Genomic DNA, 24,221 nt, shown 5'->3' with positions numbered 1-24,221 from the left:
GTATATTTTCAGCGCATATTTTTTGCCGCCATTAGTCTGAGTGTTTCTTTTATAAGCTCCTGAGTGCTGAGTGAGGGATCGAGCTTCCCGAGTATGGGAGCTGTTTCTCCCTGTGTATATCCGAGGACCATAAGGGCTTCGAGAGCCTCCGATACCGCGGAGGAAGTCTCGCCCGAAGCAATACTCGCAAAGGCTGCGGCATCGCTGCTTATGCTTCCGCTTATGGACTCCGACGATATCTTGTCCTTCAGCTCAAGGACGAGCCTCTGAGCCGTCTTTGCACCTATTCCCTTTGTCTTTGTGAACGCCTTGCTGTCTCCCGAAGCCACGAGGAGAGCGAACTTCTCGGGTGTGACGTCGGAAAGTATAGCCGTAGCCGCCTTCGGTCCTACGCCCGATACGGATATGAGCAGCTTGAAGCAGCTCAGCTCCTGCAATGTGGCAAAGCCGAACAGCTCCACCACATCCTCCCTGACATAGAGGTATGTGTACAGCTTCGCCTCGCTGCCGATATCCCCCAGCTGAGAGACCGTATTGTATGAGGTACGGCAGCCGTAGCCCACTCCGCCGCATTCAATGACCGCGAAGCCAAGCTCCTTGACCGTAAGTGTTCCTTTTACACTGTATATCATTTTTCCTTGTCCTTTATCTGAAATCAAATCTTGTGCTGTGCCCGTGACATATGGCTATGGCAAGCGCATCGGCGGCATCGTCGGGCTTCGGTATCTGTGCAAGGCCGAGAAGCTGTCTCGTCATTTCCATTACCTGCTTCTTTTCAGCCTTTCCGTAGCCGACCACAGACTGTTTTACCTGCAAGGGAGTATACTCCGAAACGGGGATATCCCTTTTTGCGGCAGAAAGCACGGTTATTCCCCTTGCCTGCGCCACATCTATGGCAGTTTTCTGGTTTGTGGTGAAGTAAAGCCTCTCTATTGCCATACATTCGGGTGAGAATTTGTCGAATATGTACTCTATATCCTCATGTATAGCCCTTAAACGCTCGGGGAAGGGCGTTCCCGCGTCTGTCAGCACAGCTCCGTACTCTATGGGCGTGAACCTTATGCCATCGTAATCGAGGACTCCGAATCCGACTATGGCATAGCCCGGGTCAATGCCCAGTATTCTGACTTTTTTCAATGTTTTTTACCTGTTTTTTGATTTTATCTTCATGTGAATATAGTTACTCACTATATACTGTATTATTATAACATAAAACAAGTACCCTTTGCAATATATTTATCCCTTTTTTATTGATTTCTACAAAAAAAAATGCTATAATATGTGATGTATATCAATGAGCCTTTGGCATCATCCTTTATCTGTCAGCTTTCAGCCTTTGAGAGCTGACGGCTAAGGTCTGAAAGCCAACGGCTAATATCGGAGGTATTTTTTATGGATCTTAAACAGCTTCGCGACGGTATAGATGAGATCGACAGCGAGATCCTCTCCCTTTTTATGAAGCGTATGGAGCTTTGCGGAGAGGTAGCAGACTACAAAAAGGAGCATAAAATGCCCGTCTTTCAGGGCGGACGTGAACAGGAGATCATCGACCGTATCAAAAAGCTGACGGCAAACGAAAAGCTTGAAAACGGCACTACCGCCCTTTTCACCAACATAATGGACATAAGCAAGATATTACAGAACCGCACCATACTTACCGATTCTCACGATTACAGCTATACCGCTCCCGATTTTGAGGGCGCGAAGAAGATAGGCTGTCAGGGCACATCGGGCGCAAATTCCGAAGCTGCCGCCATAAAGGTGTTCGGCAAGAGGGATTTCACATTTTATCCCTCGTTTGAGGACGTTTTCAAGGCTGTACAGGCAGGGGAAGTGGACTACGGCGTTCTTCCCGTTCAGAATTCCACCGCAGGCTCTGTGGACAGCACCTACGACCTCATGGCAAAATACCCTTTCTATATCGTGAAAATGGTAACTCTTGAGATAGATCACTGCCTCGCAGCAAAAAAAGGCACTAAAATAGAGGACATCACCTGCGTTTACTCTCACAGGCAGGCGCTCTCACAGTGCGAGGTGTTCCTCAGCAGAACAAGGCTGAAAAAGCACGAGTACAGCAACACCGCCACAGCTGCGGAAAAGGTGCTCGGCAGCAGCGAGCCCATTGCAGCTATATGCTCCACATCATGCGCCGAAAAGCTTGGACTTGAAATTCTTGCAAGAGATATCGCGGACTGCACCATAAACCGCACTCAGTTCATAATAATTTCCAAAGACTTACAGGTAGCGGAGGAGTCTGACGCAGTCTCCGTAATGCTCACTATCCCCCATAAGGAAGGTAGTCTTTACCGTCTGCTGACAAAATTCTTTGTAAACGGCATGAACCTTCTCAGGATCGAGAACCGTCCCATACGCGACGGAAGCTTCGACGTAATGTTCTTCCTCGATTTCAGCGGAAAGCTCTCAGACCCAAGCGTTAAAGCCGTTCTCCGCGATCTTGAGGAAAACCTCAGCAATTTCAGATGTATCGGCACATTCAGATCACAATAAGGAACAAAGGAGATAAATATGTCCCAAAACTTCTATTCCCTGCTTGAAAACAACAGCTTCGTGTTCCTCGACGGCGGCATGGGCACCATGCTTCAGGCTCACGGCATAAAGACGGAGCACGTTCCCGAGCTGCTGAACATAACCGATCCCGAGGCTATAATGAAGATACACCGCCTTTACGTTGAAAGCGGTGCGGATATAATCTATGCCAATACCTTCGGCGCTAACCGCTTCAAGCTGGCGAAAAGCGGCCATACAGTGGAGGAAGTGGTCTCAGCAGGCGTTGCCAACGCCCGAAAAGCTGCGGCAGGAAAGGCTCTTGTGGCTCTCGATCTCGGCCCTATAGGACAGCTCCTCGAACCTGCGGGAACTCTTAAATTCGAGGACGCTTATGACGTTTATCGGGAGCTCGTTCTGGCAGGAAAGGACGCGGACCTTATAGTTATCGAGACAATGACCGATCTTTACGAGGTAAAAGCCGCTGTTCTCGCCGCAAAGGAGAACTCCGACAAGCCTGTTCTCGTGACTATGACCTTTGAGGAGAATATGCGTACCTTCACGGGCGTATCTCCCGAATGTATGGTAGCTGTGCTGGAAGGTCTCGGCGCTGACGCCATAGGAGTCAACTGCTCCCTCGGTCCCGAGGAGCTCTTCCCCGTTCTCGACAGGATATGCGCTCTTACGACGCTTCCCGTCATTGCAAAGCCCAATGCAGGACTTCCCGACCCTGTTACCAACGAGTACAACGTAGACCCTCAGGACTTCGCAGAAAGCGCGGTAAAGCTTGCAAACGCAGGCGTTACCGTATTCGGCGGCTGCTGCGGAACTACTCCCGAGCATATTTCCGCTATGATAGAAGCTCTTTCGGGCACGGAAAGGCAGACGAGAAAGATAGTCCGCGCAAGCATCGCCTGTTCAGCCGTGAACTGCGTGACCATAAATCAGCCCCGTGTTATCGGTGAACGTATCAATCCTACGGGCAAAAAGCGCTTCAAGGAAGCTCTCCTTGCTCATGATGTGGACTATATCCTCGGTCAGGCAGTTGAGCAGATTTACGCAGGTGCGGAGATACTGGACGTAAACGTAGGTCTCCCGGGTATCGACGAAAAGGAAATGATGGTGACGGCGGTAAAGGCAATACAGAGCGTCTGTGATACGCCCTTGCAGCTTGATTCCACTATTCCCGAGGTTTTGGAGGCAGGTCTCCGCGTATACAACGGCAAGCCCATAGTAAACTCCGTAAACGGCGAGGACGACTCCCTCGAAGCCATACTCCCCCTTGTTAAAAAGTACGGAGCTTCCGTGGTGGGACTTGCTCTCGACAAGGGCGGCATACCCAAAACTGCCGACGGACGCTTTGCCATCGCGGAAAAGATACTCCGCCGCGCTATGGAGTACGGCATACCCAAAGAGGACGTATTCATAGACTGCCTTACCCTTACGGCTTCAGCAGAACAGGACGGAGTTATGGAAACTCTCAACGCTCTCCACAGGGTAAAGACCGAGCTGGGACTCAACACCGTTCTCGGTGTATCGAATATCTCCTTCGGACTGCCCAACCGCGAGCTCATAACACGTACATTCCTTACAATGGCGCTCCACAGCGGTCTTACTCTCCCTATCATCAATCCCAATATCGAGGGCATAATCGGAGCTGTAAGAGCTTACCGCCTGCTTGCGGGAATAGACCGCAATTCCGCGGATTTCATTAGTATATACGCACAGGACGACAATGCGCCTAAGGCTCCTGCCCCCGCACAGGACAAGGGAGCTCCCGATATAATGTACTCGGTGGAGAACGGCCTGAAAAACCAAGCCGTGAAAGCTGCCGAGGAGCTCATGAACACTGTGGATCCCATGGAGATAATCAACAGCTACCTTATCCCCGCACTTGACAACGCAGGAGCTAAATTTGAAAAGGGAAAGATATTCCTGCCGCAGCTCATACTCACCGCAGAAGCCGCTCAGGCTTGCTTTGAGGTCATAAAGACCAAGCTCTCCGCAGCAAACAGCGAGAGCGTATCCAAGGGCAAGGTAGTGCTTGCCACGGTACACGGAGATATACACGATATCGGCAAGAATATCGTAAAGGTGCTCCTTGACAGCTACGGCTTCACGGTCATAGACCTCGGCAAGGACGTACCGCCCGAAACTATCGTAAATGCGGCTATAGAGAACAAGGTCAGCCTTGTGGGACTTTCCGCCCTCATGACCACTACTCTCGGCGCTATGGCAGAGACTATAAAGCAGCTCAACGAGAAGTACCCCGAGTGCAGGACCGTGGTGGGCGGAGCTGTTCTTACTGCTTCCTATGCGGAGCAGATACACGCTGATTTCTACGCCAAGGACGCAAAGCAGACCGTGGATATAGCCTCAAAAGTTTATAATGCTTAATTCGGAATTAGGAATTAGGAATTATTTTGTAAGGGACGGCGTCTTCGACGTCCCGCAAATTGTTAAAAATATCCGCTCGAAGAGAAAAGCAGCCCACTGGGCTGCTTTTTTGCTTTCGGGTATATTTCACGGGCGGCTGAACGCCGCCCCTACTACTATCTACTCACTGCTTACTACTCACTGTGGAGCGCCGAGGACGGCGTTCCCTACAGGCTAACGGCTGTCGGCTTAGCTTTGGCGTATATCCTGCCAATGATAAATGCCGCAATATCCGCAAATACCGAAGCTAACCGCATCACCAGCACAAACAGTACTATCCTGTCGGAACAGCTCCCGCCGCATACGAATATCATTACGCCCTCGCGTATACCGATACCCCCCGGAGCTCCCGGAGTAACAAAGCCGATTATCCACGCAAACATGAAAGCTCCCGTGAGCACGACAGGTTCCTTTGCCCCTGCCTGCGGTATTATAAGCGTAAGGCAGACGAAGTACATCGCCGCCGATACTGCGTTCTGCAAGAAATAATAGAAAGCTCCCCTGAGAAGCATGGGACGCTTCTCCTTTTCAAAGGCTTTTGAATAGCGGGAGATGCAGCTTATGAACCTCTCGCGGAACTTCAGTCTGCACAGGACTGCCGCCGCAGCGATAACAGCCGCGCCGACTATTGCCGCTATGATAAGTCCCCTGCCGTACCTGTGAAAAAGCTCAGCTATCCTTCCACCGAGAAGCAAAGCTGATATAACGGCAGTCCACAGCACACAGAAGAATATATCCATGACCGTGGCGCAGGCAACATCCACATGGCTTATGTCCATATCAGCCGCAAGCTTGTTCCGTCCCACGTACTGGAATACATTTCCGGGGAGGTACTTATACAGATTGGACCGCGTATATACGGGCATTGCCGCCGAAAAGGGTATGCTCCTGCCCGAAAGTACTCTCGTGAATACGAGCCACGGGTAACATGAAAATATTATTATTACCGTCTGGATCACAAAGCATATCCCCATTGACAGCATAACTCTGCCGTCCCTCAGGTCGGAAAGCTTTATATCCATGTCCAGAAGCTTCTTTATCACAAAGGCAAGGGCGGCTGCCATTATGATATTGCCGATGATCTTTATTACTTTTTTAGGCTTCATTTTTTATCTTTCCCAAGCATTTTCTCAAAAAGGCACACGTATTTTTCGCATACCGAGCTCCAAGAGTAGTTTTCCCGTGTGTATATGCTGTACTCAGCCGCCTTTCTGCGGTAGTCCTCACGGTTCGCGCAGAGATCCTTTATGCGCTCTGCGTACTGCGCCGCATTTCCGCTTTCCATTGCCCAGCCGTTTTTTCCGTCAATGACTGCGTCACGTATACCCTCAATGCCCGAGGCAAACACTGCAAGTCCCGCAAGTCCCGCCTCGACCGCAACCAGCCCGAAGCCCTCCATATCGCCGTCTACATGGATATTCGGCATTATGAATGCATCTGCGTGGGTATATACCGCATTAAGCTCGGCATTGTCAACTCTTCCAAGCATTTTCACTTTATCGCCGAGACCGTGTTCCTTTATGCTCTCCGCAATATTCCCGCGTTCCTCGCCGTCTCCGATGATGAGATATTTCACCTTTTCGTCCCTGAGCAGCGGCATTACATTGCTGACGAACCATTCAGCGCCCTTGCGCTTTACAAGTCTGCCCACCGTCACAAGAACGATATCGTCCTTGCCTATGCCGTTTCTGCGGCATATTTCCTCATAGTCCGCACATTCACCGCTGAACTGTTCGGTATCGACTCCGCAGCTTATAACGCAGGAACGCTTGCCGCCCCTTTTTTTGAAAGCCTTTTCGGTCTCGCTGCTGATAGCGATATACTTGTCGAACCTGTTGTAAAAGAGCTTCAGATACAGCTGATAGAGCCTGTTCCTGAATGTTATATCGAGTCCGAATACGTTAACGACTGTCTTTTTCTTCGGGTAAAGGAGCTTTGTGAAAAAGCCGATACTGCTGAGGAGTGCGTCCCCGATAAAAACGATATCGTATTTCCGCGCCTTTATCAGTGTTTTTATCAAGGCATACGGCAGGAACCATACAAGGTTTTTCTGCGGCTTTCCAAGGGCGATTATATCCTTTTCGACCTTTTCCGCGTCAAAGCCGCTGTAGAGGTTATAGCTGAAATTCTCCATTCCTCCCACAGCGGGAGGATACTTCCTTGTGACGTAAAGGAGCTTAATTTTCTTCATGCTTTTTTTCCTCATCGCTCTTGCCGCATTCCATTTTTCTCACTCTGTACTGCACATCCTCAAGGAGCTTTCTGTTAGCCGAGATAGTGTCGCCGAGAAGCCCTATGGTAATGGTCTGAAATCCCATCATCGCCAGTATAGCCGTAAGGATAAGGGACTGTATATGTCCGTTTCCGTCGCCCATAGCCATGAGTATAAGGAACCTTATACCGAGAACAGCTCCCAGCAGAAGAAGTACAAAGCCGATAGCCGTGAAGAATTTAAGCGGCTTGTACATCACGAAAGAGCGGGTTATCACAGCGGAGGAGCGCTTCATATAGCGCCACATACTTGAAAACAAACGCGAGGGTCTTGTTTCGGGATTAGTCCTTATGGGAACAGACATCATGGCAGTTTTATTGTTTCCTGCCTGTATTATAGTCTCAAGAGTGTATGTATACTCGTTCACCACATTCAGTCTCAGCGCCGCATCCCGCGAATAGGCTCTGAAGCCGCTGGGCGCATCGGGTATATCCGTTCCCGAAGCAACTCGTACCACCCAGCTTCCGAGGTGCTGGAACTTCTTCTTTTTCCATGAAAAATGCTCTGTTTCATCAATAGGGCGCTCGCCTATGACGATATCCGCCTTTTCTTCGAGTATAGGACGGACTATCTTCTCGATATCCGCGCCGCAGTACTGATTGTCCGCGTCGGTATTGACAATGATATCAGCTCCGAGGTGCAGACAGGCGTCTATTCCTGCCATAAAGCCCTTTGCAAGTCCCTTGTTCTGCTTGAAGGAGACGATATGATGAAATCCGAGCTCTCTTGCACGCTTGACTGTCCCGTCTTTGCTTCCGTCGTTTATTATGAGATATTCTATGGTATCGACACCGTCTATATGCCTCGGAAGGTCGTTATACGCAAGTTCGAGCGTCTCCTCCTCGTTATAGCAGGGTATCTGTATGATAAGCTTCATATTATTCTTCCTTTCATCGTGAAACAGGAGTAAAACGGACACTTCTTATAGGTATGCCGATCTTTTCGGAATATATGGGATTAAGGTAGAATCTTCCGTATCCGTCAAAATGAAGAGGCAGCTTTGATGTATCGGATATATCCATGAGCCCTGCCTGCCATAAGCTGCCGCTGATGCACAGCTCATTTTCTCCGTCATTCATGAAATGGCTGTTTACGCTGAAATGCAGTGCTTTGCCGTTGTTTTCGGGAGTTATGGTACTTTTTCCGATCTCATTACCGTTAAGCAACACCTTTATCTCGTTCTTTCCGCTTTTTATCCTGTCCAAAGGTATCTCACAGCCTAATTCAACAGTGAGCTCATAATCATCTGCCGGCAGACTGCACCTTATACCGGCAGTTTCTTCGTTTGTCCAGCAGAGATCACCGACCGTCTCTGTTACACCGTCCATTTTCCCATGATCCTTTACCGCTGTATAAAGATACCGGTTTTTATCATAGGAATAAAGTCTCACATCTTCGGTCTCTTTAAAAAAGCTCTTTGGTAACGGCAGGAGCTTCCCCATATCTGTGAATTCATCATTGCTTATATGATTTTTGTTCATATAGACAGGTGAAAATCCGTCATTCAGTTTTTCCCTTGTCAGTACGTCAACACACCCATAACGTGCCGCGAGCCTGTCAAGCTGACCGCTGTCATCATTATCCATGGGATATAATCCGGCACCTGTCATATTTCTGAGTACCAGCCACAGTCTCTTTGAATAATCATCGGATATTACCACGCAGTCCTTCTCACTTATGTTATCTGCAAGGTCCTCGATAATGCTCCATTCGACAAGGGTATCATCCTTATTCAGCATGAGGTTCTTATCAAAGCCCGCCACACACAGAAGGCTGACCGCAGCTGCCGGCACAGTAAGCCTGATGCCGTGTTTATCGAGCGCCGCCGCAGCATAGATCACTGCTACAGATACATACGGCGTGATATACCTTGCATAGTAGTAATAATACGGCATATCCCTGCGTAAAAATGCCGAGTAGATCAGCACACAGTAAAAAAACATTATGAATAACACCAGACGGGAAGTGCTTTCCGCAAAATACTTCACATTCTTTACGGAAACAAGAAAACCAAGTATAAAAAATGCAGTTCCTGCGTTTATTACAAATCCGAACAGTGATGAATAGGCTGCCTGCTTAAAATCGGTATTTATAATGAATACACCAACTATGGATATACAGGGGATCATCAGCATTATCCTGAGCAAAAGCAGGAATTTGCCCGAATCCGAGATCTTTCTCAAAAAAACTTCTTTGCTGAAATCACCTTTCGTTCGTTTGCCTATGAACACAGCAAAACCCGTCACAGCGATCAATGCCGCAGCCGAGACCGCAAGCACCAGTGTGCTGACATTATAGATACTGATACCGCCGACATATAGAGGATCATAGTTCTTCAATACATAAACGGGCTGTATATGCCTCATAATCAGGAAGCTCACAGCATAAAAAGCTGTTATAACAGGCATAAATACCGCATATCGCTTTTCCCGCGTAAATACATACATCCCTCCGTATATCAGTATGAACATCGGCAGCACAGTATAGAACGAAACATGGAAGCAGCCAAACACAAATACAGGTATAACCGATAACCCCTTGTTTGCAGGCGCATCATCATCGGTAATAAAATAAAGGAACACCGCAGGTATCATGGCAAGCATCATTTCTGTGAGCGCAGACTTTGCCGACCATATAACTATGGGCGAAAATGCCGTAACAGCACAAGCACACACCGAAGCTGACTTTTTCAGTTTAAGATGCCCGCATATGAAGTAAACAAGAAAGATAAGGCATATGAATAATACGGTCTCAAAATCCTGCATATGTGAAAGACCGAAAAGCTTTCCGCACAATGCAAGTAAAGCCGTGTATGCAGGTATACCGTGAAATATTCCCGAAACCTTCCCGACATTCTTATCATAAGACGTTTCGGGATAGTCTTCAGGCGGGATATCATAACCGATATTTACCGAACGCATAGCTTCTTCATAGAAATCACGCTCGTGATCGGTCTCCAGCTCATAATACTCCGACATATCCTTCTGTCTTTTGGTGTCTCCGTTTATAAAATAAACAGCCTGTATCTGGTAGACGCCCTGATCCTGTCCCATACCGAAGAATTCGTTTTTTTGCAGGACAAAAGGGAGTGCAAGGATGCTTATTATTATCGGGATCAGCATCTCGTTCAAGGAAAAGCTGACGCCAAAAAGCTTCTTTTCCCGTGATACTGCTCTCCTTTGTACATACAGTGCGGCAGCCATTGCTGACGCGCTGATGACCATTGCTCCGAATGCAGCACGGATAATATTATACTCGTCAACGGCAAAAAGTACCATACTCGCAAAAATATGCGTAAAAAACCAAAATACTATGCCGATAACAGCAGCTTCGATAACATTCTTTCCTCTCAGCCATATAACAGAACCAAAGAGAGCAAATAAAACTCCCGCAAAGCAAAACGCCGGCAATAACATCCCTTTTCTCACTCCCCCCTGATTGTTTTTATTACAATAACTAACGGCTATTTTTCTGTTTTATCAGATAAACATCAAGCCTGTCCGAATTATCCACTTTCTGACAGCCTTCAAATCTTTCCGCATCCTCGCTCCGTGCAAACAGATATCCCTCGCCGTCGATATCCTCAGCCGTGTCCGCAAGCTCCACACGGACGTCCTTCATTTCATACTGCAAAAATGCTATGAAATTGCCTGCGTCCGACGTAACATATATTGTTTTTTCGGGCAGCTCCCTGACTCTGTCACAGAGGGCCCTGTCCCCCTCATAATTACGCTGGAATACGTATATAGCTTCCCTTGCACTCGGAGTATTCATGCTGAAAATCACCGCACATACTGCCGAGCAGAAGTATATGCTCAGCTTTTTCCACTTGAAAAGGCATGATACGATCATAAACGCAAAGAACCATGACACCGCATAGTTGAAGTACGCATGGAAGTTTATGCCGTTGTTCTCGAAAAGCTGACAAAGCGGCGGAGCACATACCTTATTGAAGGTAGGGTCGCTGAGTATGGTCATCATGTAGTTTGCTTTGCCGACACATACCCTCATTATGAGCGGTACGAACATTGCCGCGATAATATCGCTCTTTTCCGCCTCAAAAAGGAAGCATATGCCGATCATTATGAGTATTCCCGACAGGATATCGAAATACCGCGTATAGATGATATGGTCTATGCGCTCGAAGCCGAGCATGAATATGCTGCTTATGAGGTAAGTTGAAACAAAGGCGCAGAAAATAAACAGGAACACCAGATATCTGCTGTCAGCAGCTTCCGAAAGCTTTTTTCCGCCCTTTACGGCTTTTTTTGCTTTATAAAGTCCAACAGCGCCCCTTCTTGCCATAATGACAAGGGCGAACAGAACAAGGCAGAAAGTACTTGCCGTGATTGCAAAGAGCTGTCCCGACATTACTCCTATGAGCTTTCGCAGCTCCTCACCCGAGGTAAGTGCTCCTTTGAGCTTTCCCAGCACACTGTCAGCGTCGTTGCCTTCCGCACCGTTGCTCCAGAAAACCTTTTCCAGATGCGCTTTTATGAGCCTGTCAGCAATGAAGCCGGCTGCAAGTACAGCTGCAAATAAACCGAAGTTTTTTAGCGTGAGCTTTTTGCAGACAACAGCAATCAGTATAACAAATACCACGGAAGCGACTATGCCGACGGTCCTGTTATGGACCATGTACATATAAGCGGTGAACAGTCCGAGGCAGCCCATATTAAGGCAGGTCGGCTTTTCAAGCGCCCTTGCCATGAGCAGTACGACTATGGTGACAGCCATGAGAAGAGCGGTCTCCGACCAAGCAATGCCCGAGTTGAACTGATAGGAGGTATAGAGTATACCTGCCGCCGCAGCCGCGCTTGCAGGCAGCACCTCAAGCTTCGGGAAAAGCTTCCTGATTATGTAAACGAACATGAAATAGCAGGCGACGACCATGACTACGTTGAGCACCAGCGCCGCACGGTAAAGCGTTACCGCATCCGAAAATATCCTTATAAGCGGTGCGAGCAGCAGGCTGTAGCCATAGGAATACCACCCAACGGTTTCCGACACGCCGCTCCAGTCAAGACCTGCGAACTCCGCCGCGTGCATCCAGTAGCCCATTTCGTCGTTGAAAACGAAAGGGCTGTAGCACTCCTTGATAATGCCGCAGTTGAGGAATGCAACAACTGCCGCCAGTATCAGCGTAACAATGTACTGCGGCTCAAAGGCAGGCAGTCTGCGCTTCTTCTTTTCCTGACTCATATGCTGTCGATGACCTCCTTAAAGCCGTTCATGATAACGTCCCAGCGGTAGTTCTTTTCGATGTACTCCTTTGCGTTGCTGCACATTATCCCGTACTCCCTTTCGTGGGAGAAGATATAGTCCAGTATGCCTTCAAACTCGAAATAGCGCGTGTAGTACAGTCCGCCGTTGCTCTTTATGCAGTGGCCCTTCAGCACCTCGCACACGCCGTTGACAATAACGGGTACGGAAAGTGTCATAGCTTCGAGGACGGATATGGAAAGGCTCTCGAAATTTGAGGGCAGCCACAGGCATTTCGCACCTGAAATGCCGCTGAATTTGTCCTCCTCGCTGACAAAGCCGAGGCTTATTATATCCTTGTCCTTGGGGATATCGCAGACCTGCTTTCCCATGAGGACCAGCTTAAGGCCGCTTTCGGGGCGGCGCTTCTTGTATTCAAGGAAGTATCTGAACATGGCAGGGCAGTTCTTTCCCTCGTCGATACGTCCCACATATATCACATAGTCTCCGTCAATGCCGAACTTCTTTCTGAAAGCCGCCGCATCGGGCTTGCAGGGTATCTCAACTCCCGTACCCATTACTCGGCAGGGAATGTCCTCACAGCGAAAAAGTCCCTGCACCAATGCTTTTTCCTCGTCGGTAAGAAAGATATAAGCTCTCGGGAGCGTGAAAAGCTTCTCAAAGGTCTTGAAATGGATATAGGGTTCTTCGTGAGCTGTAGGTATCAGCACCGCCTTGTCAGCCACCTCGGGAAGTCCCGTCACCGTAAGGTAATAAAGGTAGGTAACGAAGATAAATACGTCGTATCGGTCCTTGTTTTCGCGGATATAGTCTACAGCCGCGGGACAGTAGGGCCCCTGCTTCTCGAACCATACCTTTTCCGTTTCTGTATTATATTTTTTCGCGCGGAGATACTTTTTATTATACCTGCCGAAGTGCTTTGCGCGTTTCTTTGCAACAGGAAAACGGAGCACTCTTACTCCGTTTATCATTTCCTCGTCTTTTTCGTAGTAGTCTTCCCATGTTGTATATTCAAGAGCCTTTGTGGTTATCACATCGACCTCATAGCTGTCCGTGAGCCTTTCCGCGATGAGCCGCGTGTAGTACTCCGAGCCGCCGTTCACCTCAAGTCCGTACCTCTGATTGACAAGAGCTATCCTTTTCATTATTCCTTATCACCGCTTACTTCTCTGAAAAACTTCATATATTTATCGACTATAACATCCCATGCAAAATTGCTGCGGACATAGTTCCTGCCGTTATCGCCCATCTGTGCTGCTTTTTCCTTATTGTTCAGGAACCAGTCCGTACAGCCCTCAAACTCGAAATAGTCTTCAAAGTACAAGCCGCCGTTTGACTCGGAAGCGAAATTCTTCGTTACAGCGCAGCCGCTGTTTACAAGGACAGGTCTGCCGCAGAGCCAGCTTTCCATGATAACAAGGGAAAAGCTCTCGTTCCTTGAGGGCTGGCAGAGGAATTCCGCCGCCGCCTGAGCGTTGTACTTGTCCTGCAGGTCTATGAAGCCGAGGTCGATTATCCTCTTCTGCCTTACAAGGTCGGCAGGGAGTTCTATATTGCCGCCGCCGATGAGTATGAGCTTAAGATCGCTGTCACGGCGCTTTACGTATTCCGAGAAATACTTCACAAGGGTGTGGACGTTCTTTCCCTCGTCCTTTCGTCCCGCGTATATCACAAAGGGACTGTCTATGCCGAATTTGCTCCTGAAATCAGCGGCATTGCTTGTGAGCTCGGTGTATACTCCCTCCCCGAGACAGCCCTGCTTTACGCGGCTCATGTCAAAAACGCGGTTAGCGAGCTCGTACTCGGGCTGTGCATGGTAGATGATGCCGCCTATGTTCTCGAAAACGGGCTTGAATATGTCCATATACACATAGGGCTCGTCGTGAAAGCATGGTATGAGCACCGATTTTTCGGGGCATACCTGCAAGCCGTGAAAGGTAGTTCCGAACATATAGGGTATGAACACAAAAAGGCTGTACTCATCGCTGTGGGTCCTTATATACTCGCACAGGTCGGGGCTGTTCACCATTTCCTCAGTGTATATGCGCTGCTCGTCGGGAGAAACGGGCAGATTTTTCATAAGCTTTGCGTTTACCGCGTCAAAAGCCTTTGTATTGCGCTTTCTCACCTTGAAGCGCCTTATGGTGAAGCCGTGTACAGTGTCCGTGCCCTCGCTGAAATAGTTCTCGTTCCAGTCTGCGGAGAACTCCTTTACACAAGTGCTGAGCATCTCTATCTCTATCCCTGCTTCGTGAAGATGAGTCGTAAGCCCGCGGAGCTCCATTTCCGCTCCGCCGGGTATCTTTTCACTGTACCATGGGATAACAAATCCTATCTTTTTCATTTCCTGATCCTTTATATGCTGTCTTTTCTGCCCTCTATGAAGCCTCTGAGCTCCTTTTCAAACACAGCTCTCACGCGCTCGTAGGAAAAGTCCTCAAGGCGTCTGCGCTGTCCTGCGATAATGCTTTCGCGGAGCTTTTCGTCTGTGAGCACCCTGTCAATTACCGCCGCCGCAAATTCGGGGGAGTTATCGTCAAGGAGCACTCCGCTGCCGCCGAGGGTGTCGGATATAGCACTGGTATCGTATGCTATTATTGGTATATCGAAAAACATGGCTTCCACAAGAGGTACGCAGAACCCCTCATGCTCGCTCATGCAGACAAATGCGTCCGCAACATGATAATAAGCCAGTATCTCGCTGAATTTTATATGTCCCGGGAAGATTACGTCGTCCCCTATGCCGAGAGCCTTTGCGTACTTCACAAGGCGCTCGTGATAGTTCTCCATGCCCCTTGAAGAACCCACAAGTATGAGCCTTGACTCGGGGTTGAGCTTCTTGTAGCAGTAAAATGCTCTTATGATATTTTCCTGCTTCTTGTTCGGAGCTATACGTCCCACAAAGACAAGGTTTTTTTTGCCGTCGCGGTATTTTTTTACCGCAGCTTCGTCGGGCGTCTGCCTGTAGTCCTCAAACTTTATGAGTATGGGGCGGACATCTATGGGACAGGTATATCCTCTCTTAAGAAGCTCATTCTTATTGAATGACGAGTCCGCCATAACGTAGTCCACCTTATCCCGCAGAAAGTCTACGCCCTTGTAGCCCAGCTCTGTGAGCTGTGTTGCGGGTATGCTGTAGGAGCGGAAAAACTCGGAAGGCGTTATATTGTGGTATACCATTATCCTGCGGCACTTGTACCCTTCTATCTTAAAAGTGAGGTCTGTGCCCGTGGACTTGTGATATATGAGAACATCGTCTTTTTTCAGGTCGCGGAGCTTATCCGTTTTCCTTGCTATGTCCTCGGGGAGCCTTTTGTCGATATTCTCGGCGTATATTTCCGTGGCATAGCCCATCTCCTTTATAACGTCCCTGAGGGCGATGGTATCATTGCCTATGGCGTCGCCGAAGGAGAGAGTGGGAAGGAGCTGTACTACGCGCATTACGACTGCCCCTTTGCGATAATGCTGCGGAGCTCTTGGTTTTCACGCTCCAGCCTGTCAAGGCGCTTCATGAGCTCCTTGTTCACTATTTCGAGGGTATCCACTCTGCTGCACATATCCTTTGACTTGTCCTCGGATATCGCCTTTATTATCGTGGCAGTATTTGCGTTGAAGTCATTCTGCTCCATGACTATGGGTTCCACATAGAACCTCATGATCCTGCGTACAGCCCTTTTGAAGAATGTCTTTACGCGATTGCCCTTGAACTCCTTATTTGGCTGCACATAGTAATGAGCGGTCACATAGTCGAGAGCCTCCGCAGGCGAGCCGCCCTGAGCTGTCTTTTTGTAGGGGATGTCCTCAAAACTGAGCATATCCGGTGTAAGGCCCTTTTCCCTTATCTCCTTCTTGATATCAGCCATTATCTGTTCTATATTGATGCTATTGTCCATTCATTTTATCCTTTCGGTCGCTTTTGCTTTATTATCCACATTATCGTCAAGCAGAAAGCTGTGTTTTATCCTTGCCACTCCGACGTCGCCCACACTCGACAGAATCTCTATCTTGTATATATGACGGCAGTAATCGACGGGTATGCCGTCGCCGCACTCTATGGTGAAATCAAGGGTATAGACATCGGGCAGCAGCGGCACGTTCTCCAGAACTATCTCCGTCGTACCGTCCTTTGAGATATCATATATGCCGAAGCGGTCTATCCTCGTGTTGGTGCCGTAGCAGGATACGCCATTGCTGTTGAACACTCCGAGACCGAATACCGCGTCCTCCACCTTTTCCCTGACGCTGTAGTCGATTTTGAAAACTATGCTCTCTCCTGTGCGGAAAACTGTCTGTTCCTCGCCCTCAGAGCTGAATGATGAGACCTTTTCGATACGAGCATTGCCGTTGCCGTGTCGTTCCGTCTCGCACTCGCCCATTGAATTGCCAGTATTCATGGTCTTCTGCATTTCAAGGCTCATAAAGTCAAGATATTCAAGGTCAACGTCCTTAGGGGCGCCCTCTGAGCGGATAAGACCGTCATATATCCATATGGAGCGGTCGCATATCTGCTCTATCTGACTGAGAGCGTGGGAAACGATGACTATGGTAGTTCCCTGTTTTTTTATCTCCTTGAGCTTTGCGAAGCATTTCGCCTGAAAGTTTGCGTCGCCCACTGCAAGTATCTCGTCAATGAGGAGTATATCCGCGTCCACGTTTATGGCTACGGAGAAAGCCAGACGCATATACATACCCGAGGAATAGGTGCGGACAGGATTATCAATGTACCGCTCCAGCTCGGAGAACTCGATTATATCGTTAAGTCTCGCGTCTATTTCCTTTTTTGTAAGTCCGAATATGGAAGCATTGGTGTAGATGTTCTCCCTGCCGCTCATATCGGGGTGGAAGCCCGCACCGAGCTCGATAAGGCTGGAAACTCTTCCGTTCAGCTTAATCGTTCCCGAATCGGGATACATTATCCTCGTGAGGAGCTTTAGAGTTGTGCTCTTTCCGCAGCCGTTCCTGCCTATAAGACCGATAGCCTCGCCCTTATTCACCTTAAAGCTGATGCCCCTGAGCACCCTGCGCTCCTCATATCTGTTTCTTTTGAAGGAAAGGAGCCTTTCCTTGAGCTGTGAACCCTTGTCAAGGTATACCTTGAAGCTCTTGGTCACGTCTTTTACTTCTATTGCAATTTCATTTCCTGCCATCAGAGTTCCTCCGCAAAATGCCTTTGAAGCTTGTTGAATACCATTGCGCCGAATATAAGGAAGAATACTCCCAGTCCTGCCGCCAGCAGAAGAGTGGATAGGTCGGGTACCTGCTTATTGTAGAGCACTGTCCTGTAGCATTCGATTATATGTGTCATGGGGTTGAGCCTGAAATACTTTTCATACTGCGGAGGCACTGTATACACGATAGGAGTCATGTACATCCACGCCATAGCCACAATACTGAGGATATGCTCGAGGTCCCTGAAATAAACGGTGACAGCCGAGGTCAGCAGGGACATTCCCAGCGCAAAGATATATTCCACTATCATAATTACAGGAAGCGTAAGCAGTGCAAGGAAGTTGAAGCCTGTTCCCGTTACGATTATGACCGCAAATACCACTATGAAGCTCAGCAGCATATTCACAAAGCAGCTGGTCACATAGGATATGGGTATTACCATTCTCGGGAAGTATATCTTCTTAACAAGTTCCTTCTGTGCCAGAACGGAAGCTGCTCCCGTTGTTATGGCAGAGGAGAAGAATATCCACGGTATCAGCGCAACAAACAGGTAAAGGTAATACTTATCCACAGTGGCATCAAGTATATGCTCGAAAACTATAGTGTAGACTATCAGCTGAAAAAGAGGATTGATGAAGGTCCACATGAAGCCCAGCACCGAGCCCTTGTAGCGTCCGCGCAGGTCCTTTTTCACAAGGCTGATTATCATTTGTCTGTATGCGTACAGCTCTTTTATCGTACTCATTTAATTCTCCTTAAAGCGCTTACAGACGGTCTTTACCGTCAAAAGCGCATAAAATTCCATAGTATCTTTTAATTATATCACAAGCCATTTATGCTGTCAAGTAGAATACTGCCCGTTCTCCGATACAAAGCCAAAACAGGCATTTTCAACTCTCCACTAAAAAAGGCAGCCGAGCTGCCCTTTCAACTATTTATGGTATTTCCCGCCCTCCGCTATCTGGAAAGCGCGGTATATCTGCTCAAGGAGCATGACCCTTGCCAGCTGGTGAGGGAAAGTCATTTTCGACATGGAGAGCTTTATCGCTCCCATATCCTTTATCTCGGGATCGAGTCCGAACGAGCTGCCGATAATGAAAGTGACCGTACTCTGTCCGCTGACGCCTGCACCCGTTATCTTCTCCGAAAGCTCGGGGCTTGAAAGCTGCTTACCCTCGATACACATGGGGACTATCATGCCCTTTGCATACTTCTTTATCTGCTCGGCTTCCTTTTTAAGCGCAGCCGCTATCTCCTTGTCCGAGGGAGACTCGCTAAGGCGGCACTCGTCCAGCTCATGGAGCTCAAAGGTGCAGTATCTCCCCAGTCTCTTGATGTATTCCCCGCAGGCGCTGCGGAGATAGTCCTCTTTAAGTTTGCCTATAACTATAAGATTTATATTCATCAGAAGATCACCGCTCCTCCCTGTGTTTCAACGGGAGCAACTCCCATGAGGTAGTCTTTGCCCCTTGCGAAGCGTTCAAGTCCGCGCTGAACTGTTTCGTCCGCTATTCTCGGGTGATTGTTGTCCTGACTAAGATGCCCGAGGAGTATATGTGTAGTTCCCCGCTCTATGAGCTTCCCTGCCTGTACCGCGCAGTCATCGTTTGAAAGGTGTCCGTTCTGAGAGAGTATGCGCTCCTTCAGGTACAGCGGATAAGGACCTGTCCTGAGCATATAGTCATCGTAATTAGCCTCTATCAGCACCATACGGCAGCCTGTAAGAGCTTCGTCCACCTCGGGAGTAACGTGTCCGAGGTCGGTGCATACGGCGCAGTACTTATCGTCCGAGGTATGTATGCGGTAGCCGCAGCTCTGTATGGCGTCGTGAGGCGTATTGAAGCAGCTCACCTCGCTGCCGCCGCAGCTTATGGTCTTTCCCGTTATGTCTATGACATGAGAGTTTACCGCTATTTTTTTGTCGTCGCAGAGCCTTTGCAGGGTGCGCTTCTGTCCGTAGACGGGTATACCCGTTTTCTTTGTGAGCATAGCAAGCCCTGCAACGTGATCGGAGTGCTCATGGGTAATGAACACTCCCTGCACCGCGCTAAGCGGGATATTATTCAGTTCAAGGGCGTCCGAGAGCCGCTTGAAGCTGACGCCGCAGTCTATGAGTATGCCGCCCTTTTCATTGCCGATAAAGTGTGAATTGCCCTTGCTGGAGCTGAAAAGGGGATAAAGTCGTGCCATCGGGATTCTCCGTTCTGTTTGTTTATGATATGAGACTTGTAGGGGCGGATATTATCCGCCCGCGATATAACAATAAAACCAACGGGGCGATGTGGGCATCGCCCCCTACAAAATAAATTTTTAATTTCGGGCGGCGGAACGCCGCCCCTACCCACCGCTTACTGAATTTTATTTATCTCCGTGCCCTGTCTCGTTTCCTTGACCTCATAGCCGAGAGCCGCTATCTTGTCGCGGAGCTCGTCTGCAAGTGCGAAATTCTTATCCTTACGTGCAGCCTTGCGCTGTTCAACAAGCTCCATAACTTCATTCGGGACGTCGAGGACGCTGTCCCCCACAGGATTTGCTGCTTCCTTGGCATTTGCGATAAGGTCAAGTCCCATTACCTTGTCGAACTCGTTTATGAGGGCAAGCTTTGTAGCCGCATTTGCCTTTGATTTCAGAACGTCATAAATAACGGTTATGCCCATAGCTGTGTTTATATCGTTGCCGAGAGCGTCATTGAAAGCGCCCATAAGGCGGTCGTATTCAGCCTTGTCGATATCGCCAACCTTCTCCTTTGTGAGAGGAGCTATCTTCTCCACAAGCTTATTGTAAGCAACTACAGCATTGTCGAGGTTCTCCCATGAGAATACCAGCGACTTCCTGTAATGTGACTGCAAGCAGAAGAAGCGGTATACCACAGGCTTGTAGCCCTTTTCTTCAAGGAGGGATACCGTCAGGAACTCACCCTTGCTTTTGCTCATCTTGCCGCTGTTTGTGTTGAGGTGGAGCACATGAAACCAGTAATTGCACCACTTATGTCCGAGGTAAGCTTCGGACTGTGCTATCTCGTTGGTATGGTGAGGGAAGGCGTTGTCGATACCGCCGCAGTGTATGTCAAGGTACTCGCCGTTGTTCTTCATGCTTATGCATGAGCACTCGATATGCCATCCGGGGTAGCCGACGCCCCACGGGCTGTCCCATTTAAGCTCCTGATCGTCGAATTTTGACTTTGTGAACCAGAGTACGAAGTCGGCCTTGTTGCGCTTGTTCTCGTCAGCCTCAACGCCCTCACGGACGCCTACTGCAAGGTCCTCCTCGTTGAAATCGTTAAAAACATAGTACTTTTCGAGCTTTGAGGTATCGAAGTAGATGTTGCCGCCCGCCTCATAAGCGTAGCCCTTGTCCATAAGGGTGCTGATAACGCGGATGAACTCGTCGATATAGGTCGTTGCGGGAACAACTGTATCGGGCTTTCTGATATTGAGCTTTTTGCAGTCCTCAAAGAAAGCGTCCGTATAGAACTTAGCTATCTCCATGACCGTTTTGTGCTCGCGCTTTGCCCCCTTGAGCATCTTGTCGTCGCCTGTATCGCCGTCGCTGGTAAGATGTCCCACATCGGTGATATTCATAACGCGGTTCACGTCATAGCCCGTGAAGCGCAGGTACTTTTCGAGGATATCCTCCATGATGTAGCTTCTGAGGTTTCCTATGTGAGCAAAGTGGTACACAGTAGGACCGCAGGTGTACATATTTACTTTCCCCTCGGTATGGGGCACGAATTCCTCTTTCTTATGTGACAGTGAATTATATAACTGCATTTTTATTCCTCCGAAATATTTTATTTTGTATGGGCGCACATTGTGCGCCCATACATATTAATTATCGTTCATGCAATAATTACGCATTAAAATTCCCATATCTCAGGGGGCGGGTTCTTTATTTTCAGCTTAGAGAAATAGCCGAACATCACAAGGAACTCTGGCAGTATCCGCAGTCCGTCGCGGTAGTAAGCTCCCATGCGCTCCTTTTCCTCGGTGATACCATTATAGCTCCGCGGACATGAGAATGTCCAGTCGGCAGTAAGGCTGTCGAAGCTGAGCCTGAAAAAGCCCGAGGGGCTCTCCTCGCCGAAGCTTTCAAGGAGAGCGATATGGTCTCCCGCGTCGTCAGCCGCGCCCACATAAGCCATGCTTCCGTCAAGGCTTACAGCCGCAAGGAACCTGCTGTCGTTCTTTACAGCTTCGTTTACTGCCTCGTCCGAGGGATACTTTATTATATTCATATGAGCCTCCTTACAATAACAAACGCCCCCGAGGCAATACCTCGGAGGCGCAGATGCACGTTTCCACTCCGTTTTAACTCATCATATCCTTAACGCGGACGAAACGCCGGCAGCTACACACATACCGCTTCACTGCCGAAGCTGACAGCCGCACTTCACTTGACCCGACTGTGTGCTCGCACCTGCCGCACACTCTCTGAAAGTCCGCAGAAAAGCTACTCTGACTGCTACGCCTTTTATTAAGAACTAAGACCTCAGAACTAAGATCTTAGAATTTAATTGTATAATATGAGCTCTAAGCTCTAAAAATAATTATATACCAAAGTACAGGGTTTTGTCAAGACGAATTATGGAAAGCTAAATATGAACAAATTGTAAACATTTCTTCTTTCCCTTGACTTTGACCCCGTAAAAGTTATATACTTGTTTTAGCACTCTAAGAGATAGAGTGCTAATTTCACTATGGAGATGTTTTTTATGGAAACCAAACAGTTCAAAGCAGAGTCCAAAAGACTGCTTGATATGATGATCCACTCGATCTATACTCATAAGGAGATCTTTCTCCGTGAGCTTATCTCCAATGCAAGCGACGCTATAGATAAGCTTTATTTCAAATCTCTCACCGACGACAAGGTCGGTCTTAATAAAGACGACTTCGCAATATGGATATCCGCCGATAAGGACAGCCGTACCCTCAAGATCACCGATAACGGTATCGGCATGACCGAGGAAGAGCTCGAAAACAACCTCGGTACTATTGCAAACAGCGGTTCATTCAAGTTCAAGAACGAGAACAAGCTCGAAGAAGACAACCAGATAATCGGACAGTTCGGCGTAGGCTTCTACTCAGCATTCATGGTTGCAAAGAAGGTCACGGTAATATCCAAGGCTTACGGCAGCGACAAGGCTTATCAGTGGGAGTCCGAGGGCGTTGACGGCTATACTATCACCGAAGCCGACAAAAAGAACACAGGCACCGAGATAATCCTCGAAATGCTTGACGATACCGAGGACGAGAACTACGGCGAGTTCCTCGACCAGTACAGGATAAAGTCACTTATCAGCAAGTATTCCGACTATATCCGCTTCCCTATCAAAATGGAAGTATCCCACAGCCGTCCAAAGGAGCAGACCGAGGAGGAAAAGGAGAAGAATTTCCCTGTTGAGTACGAGGACTACATCGAGGTAGAGACACTCAACAGCATGACACCTCTCTGGAAGAAGAACAAGAACGAGCTCAAGGAGGAGGACTACAAGCACTTCTACACAGAGAAGTTCTATGATTACAACGCTCCTCTGAAATATTCGCATATAAGCAACGAAATGCCCGCATACAACGCCCTGCTGTATATCCCGTCGAAGGCTCCGTTTGACTATTACTCAAAGGAGTACGAAAAGGGCCTGCAGCTCTACTCAAACGGCGTTCTCATCATGGACAAGTGTGCGGACCTTCTCCCCGATTATTTCAGCTTCGTAAAGGGACTTGTTGACAGCGAGGATCTGTCGCTGAATATCTCCCGTGAGATGCTCCAGCACGACAGACAGCTCAAAGCCATTGCAAAGAGCATAGAAAAGACCATCAGCAACGAGCTGAAAAAAATGCTCAAGAACGAGCGTGAGAAGTATGAGGAGTTCTGGAAAGCCTTCGGCTTGCAGCTCAAATACGGTATCTACAGCGACTTTGGCATGAACAAGGAAAAGCTTCAGGATCTTCTCCTGTTCACATCCTCAAACGGGCAGAAGCTGGTAACTCTTGACGAGTACGTAACAGGTATGCGCGAGGATCAGAAGTACATCTACTACGCTACAGGCGAGAGCGCAGCACGTATCGAGCAGCTCCCGCAGACAGAGCTTGTAAAGGACAACGGCTTCGAGATACTTTACCTCACGGATAATATCGACGAGTTTGCGGTAAAGTCGCTGATGAAGTACAAGGAGAAGGAATTCAAGTCTGTATCCGCAGACGACCTGGGACTCGATTCCCCCGAAAAGAAGGAAGAGATCAAGGCTAAGGAAGAGGAAAGCGCCGACCTTCTCAAGGAGCTTCAGGAAGCTCTCAACGGCAAGGTAACAAAGGTAGCTATCTCACAGAGACTTAAGTCCCACCCCGTATGCCTTACCAGCGAGGGCGAGATATCCCTTGAAATGGAAAAGGTGCTCAATTCAATGCCTACAGACCAGAAGGTACACGCACAGAGAGTACTTGAGCTCAATGCCGATCATGCTATATTCGGCAAGCTGAAAGCTCTAAGCGAGAGCGGCGACAAGGAAAAGCTGGGCAAGTACGCACAGCTCCTCTACGATCAGGCTCTTCTTATCGAGGGCATGAGCATTGAGAACCCCGTTGAGTTCTCCAACCTCATCTGCGAGCTTATGTGATAA

At 48.6% G+C, this 24,221-nt stretch carries 20 protein-coding genes; 3 read left to right on the top strand and 17 right to left on the bottom strand.

Annotated features, from left to right (window positions below):
• Window positions 1-8: 8 nt before the first annotated feature.
• Both ruvA and ruvC read right to left on the bottom strand, forming a co-directional pair.
• A complete protein-coding gene (ruvA, locus tag Q0R37_RS03730; RefSeq protein ID WP_294751398.1) occupies window positions 9-632 on the bottom strand; it encodes a Holliday junction branch migration protein RuvA in 624 nt (207 codons plus the stop codon).
• 13 nt (window positions 633-645) lie between these two features.
• Complete coding sequence (gene ruvC, locus Q0R37_RS03725; RefSeq protein ID WP_294751395.1) at window positions 646-1,137, bottom strand: crossover junction endodeoxyribonuclease RuvC; 492 nt, start codon at window positions 1,135-1,137, stop codon at window positions 646-648.
• Window positions 1,138-1,392: 255 nt separating this feature from the next.
• Here ruvC and Q0R37_RS03720 point away from each other — a divergent pair, with 255 nt between their 5' ends.
• Together Q0R37_RS03720 and Q0R37_RS03715 are read left to right on the top strand one after the other, a co-directional pair.
• A complete protein-coding gene (locus tag Q0R37_RS03720) occupies window positions 1,393-2,508 on the top strand; it encodes a chorismate mutase (protein WP_294751393.1) in 1,116 nt (371 codons plus the stop codon).
• Window positions 2,509-2,526: 18 nt separating this feature from the next.
• Complete coding sequence (locus tag Q0R37_RS03715; RefSeq protein ID WP_294751390.1) at window positions 2,527-4,902, top strand: homocysteine S-methyltransferase family protein; 2,376 nt, start codon at window positions 2,527-2,529, stop codon at window positions 4,900-4,902.
• Window positions 4,903-5,108: 206 nt separating this feature from the next.
• On the opposite strand, the gene Q0R37_RS03710 is transcribed toward Q0R37_RS03715, so the two are convergent.
• The 15 genes from Q0R37_RS03710 to Q0R37_RS03640 all read right to left on the bottom strand — a co-directional run bounded on the left by Q0R37_RS03710 (window position 5,109) and on the right by Q0R37_RS03640 (window position 21,839).
• Window positions 5,109-6,047, bottom strand: coding sequence for a lysylphosphatidylglycerol synthase domain-containing protein (locus Q0R37_RS03710; RefSeq protein ID WP_294751387.1), 939 nt, complete (start codon window positions 6,045-6,047; stop codon window positions 5,109-5,111).
• On the bottom strand, window positions 6,044-7,132 hold the full coding sequence (locus Q0R37_RS03705) for a glycosyltransferase family 4 protein (RefSeq protein ID WP_294751383.1): 1,089 nt from the start codon (window positions 7,130-7,132) through the stop codon (window positions 6,044-6,046). The genes Q0R37_RS03710 and Q0R37_RS03705 overlap by 4 nt, the downstream gene beginning before the upstream one ends.
• Window positions 7,119-8,090, bottom strand: coding sequence for a glycosyltransferase family 2 protein (locus Q0R37_RS03700; protein ID WP_294751379.1), 972 nt, complete (start codon window positions 8,088-8,090; stop codon window positions 7,119-7,121). The genes Q0R37_RS03705 and Q0R37_RS03700 overlap by 14 nt, the downstream gene beginning before the upstream one ends.
• Window positions 8,091-8,103: 13 nt before the next feature.
• Window positions 8,104-10,629 carry a hypothetical protein gene (locus tag Q0R37_RS03695; protein ID WP_294751376.1) on the bottom strand — a complete coding sequence of 842 codons (2,526 nt, stop codon included), beginning with the start codon at window positions 10,627-10,629 and terminating at the stop codon, window positions 8,104-8,106.
• 40 nt (window positions 10,630-10,669) lie between these two features.
• Entirely contained in the window at window positions 10,670-12,415 is a 1,746-nt protein-coding gene (locus tag Q0R37_RS03690) for a hypothetical protein (RefSeq protein WP_294751373.1), read from the bottom strand.
• Complete coding sequence (locus Q0R37_RS03685; RefSeq protein ID WP_294751371.1) at window positions 12,412-13,581, bottom strand: glycosyltransferase; 1,170 nt, start codon at window positions 13,579-13,581, stop codon at window positions 12,412-12,414. The genes Q0R37_RS03690 and Q0R37_RS03685 overlap by 4 nt, the downstream gene beginning before the upstream one ends.
• Window positions 13,581-14,780: a glycosyltransferase family 4 protein gene (locus Q0R37_RS03680; protein ID WP_294751367.1), complete on the bottom strand. Its 1,200-nt coding sequence runs from the start codon at window positions 14,778-14,780 to the stop codon at window positions 13,581-13,583. Before Q0R37_RS03680 ends, Q0R37_RS03685 begins: the two co-directional genes overlap by 1 nt.
• A gap of 11 nt (window positions 14,781-14,791) precedes the next feature.
• Window positions 14,792-15,877, bottom strand: a complete 1,086-nt coding sequence (locus Q0R37_RS03675) for a glycosyltransferase (protein WP_294751364.1) — start codon at window positions 15,875-15,877, stop codon at window positions 14,792-14,794.
• Entirely contained in the window at window positions 15,877-16,329 is a 453-nt protein-coding gene (locus Q0R37_RS03670) for a hypothetical protein (protein ID WP_294751362.1), read from the bottom strand. Before Q0R37_RS03670 ends, Q0R37_RS03675 begins: the two co-directional genes overlap by 1 nt.
• Window positions 16,330-17,583 (bottom strand): ABC transporter ATP-binding protein, encoded by a 1,254-nt coding sequence (locus Q0R37_RS03665; RefSeq protein ID WP_294751357.1) that lies wholly within the window; start codon window positions 17,581-17,583, stop codon window positions 16,330-16,332.
• Window positions 17,583-18,350 (bottom strand): ABC transporter permease, encoded by a 768-nt coding sequence (locus tag Q0R37_RS03660; protein ID WP_294751354.1) that lies wholly within the window; start codon window positions 18,348-18,350, stop codon window positions 17,583-17,585. The genes Q0R37_RS03665 and Q0R37_RS03660 overlap by 1 nt, the downstream gene beginning before the upstream one ends.
• Window positions 18,351-18,536: 186 nt before the next feature.
• Window positions 18,537-19,013, bottom strand: coding sequence for a 23S rRNA (pseudouridine(1915)-N(3))-methyltransferase RlmH (gene rlmH, locus Q0R37_RS03655; protein ID WP_294751463.1), 477 nt, complete (start codon window positions 19,011-19,013; stop codon window positions 18,537-18,539).
• Window positions 19,010-19,795, bottom strand: coding sequence for an MBL fold metallo-hydrolase (locus Q0R37_RS03650; RefSeq protein WP_294751352.1), 786 nt, complete (start codon window positions 19,793-19,795; stop codon window positions 19,010-19,012). Before Q0R37_RS03650 ends, rlmH begins: the two co-directional genes overlap by 4 nt.
• A gap of 158 nt (window positions 19,796-19,953) precedes the next feature.
• Window positions 19,954-21,375 carry a cysteine--tRNA ligase gene (gene cysS / locus Q0R37_RS03645; protein ID WP_294751349.1) on the bottom strand — a complete coding sequence of 474 codons (1,422 nt, stop codon included), beginning with the start codon at window positions 21,373-21,375 and terminating at the stop codon, window positions 19,954-19,956.
• Between the two features lie 86 nt (window positions 21,376-21,461).
• Complete coding sequence (locus Q0R37_RS03640; RefSeq protein ID WP_294751346.1) at window positions 21,462-21,839, bottom strand: hypothetical protein; 378 nt, start codon at window positions 21,837-21,839, stop codon at window positions 21,462-21,464.
• Window positions 21,840-22,316: 477 nt separating this feature from the next.
• Between Q0R37_RS03640 and htpG the strand changes: the two genes are divergently transcribed.
• Entirely contained in the window at window positions 22,317-24,218 is a 1,902-nt protein-coding gene (htpG, locus tag Q0R37_RS03635; RefSeq protein ID WP_294751343.1) for a molecular chaperone HtpG, read from the top strand.
• The last annotated feature ends 3 nt before the right edge of the window (window positions 24,219-24,221 follow it).

The organism is uncultured Ruminococcus sp., assembly GCF_946415235.1.
Lineage (GTDB): Bacteria > Bacillota > Clostridia > Oscillospirales > Ruminococcaceae > Ruminococcus.
The sequence above is the reverse complement of the archived record's forward strand: the minus strand, read 5'-3'. Positions and strand labels throughout refer to the sequence as shown.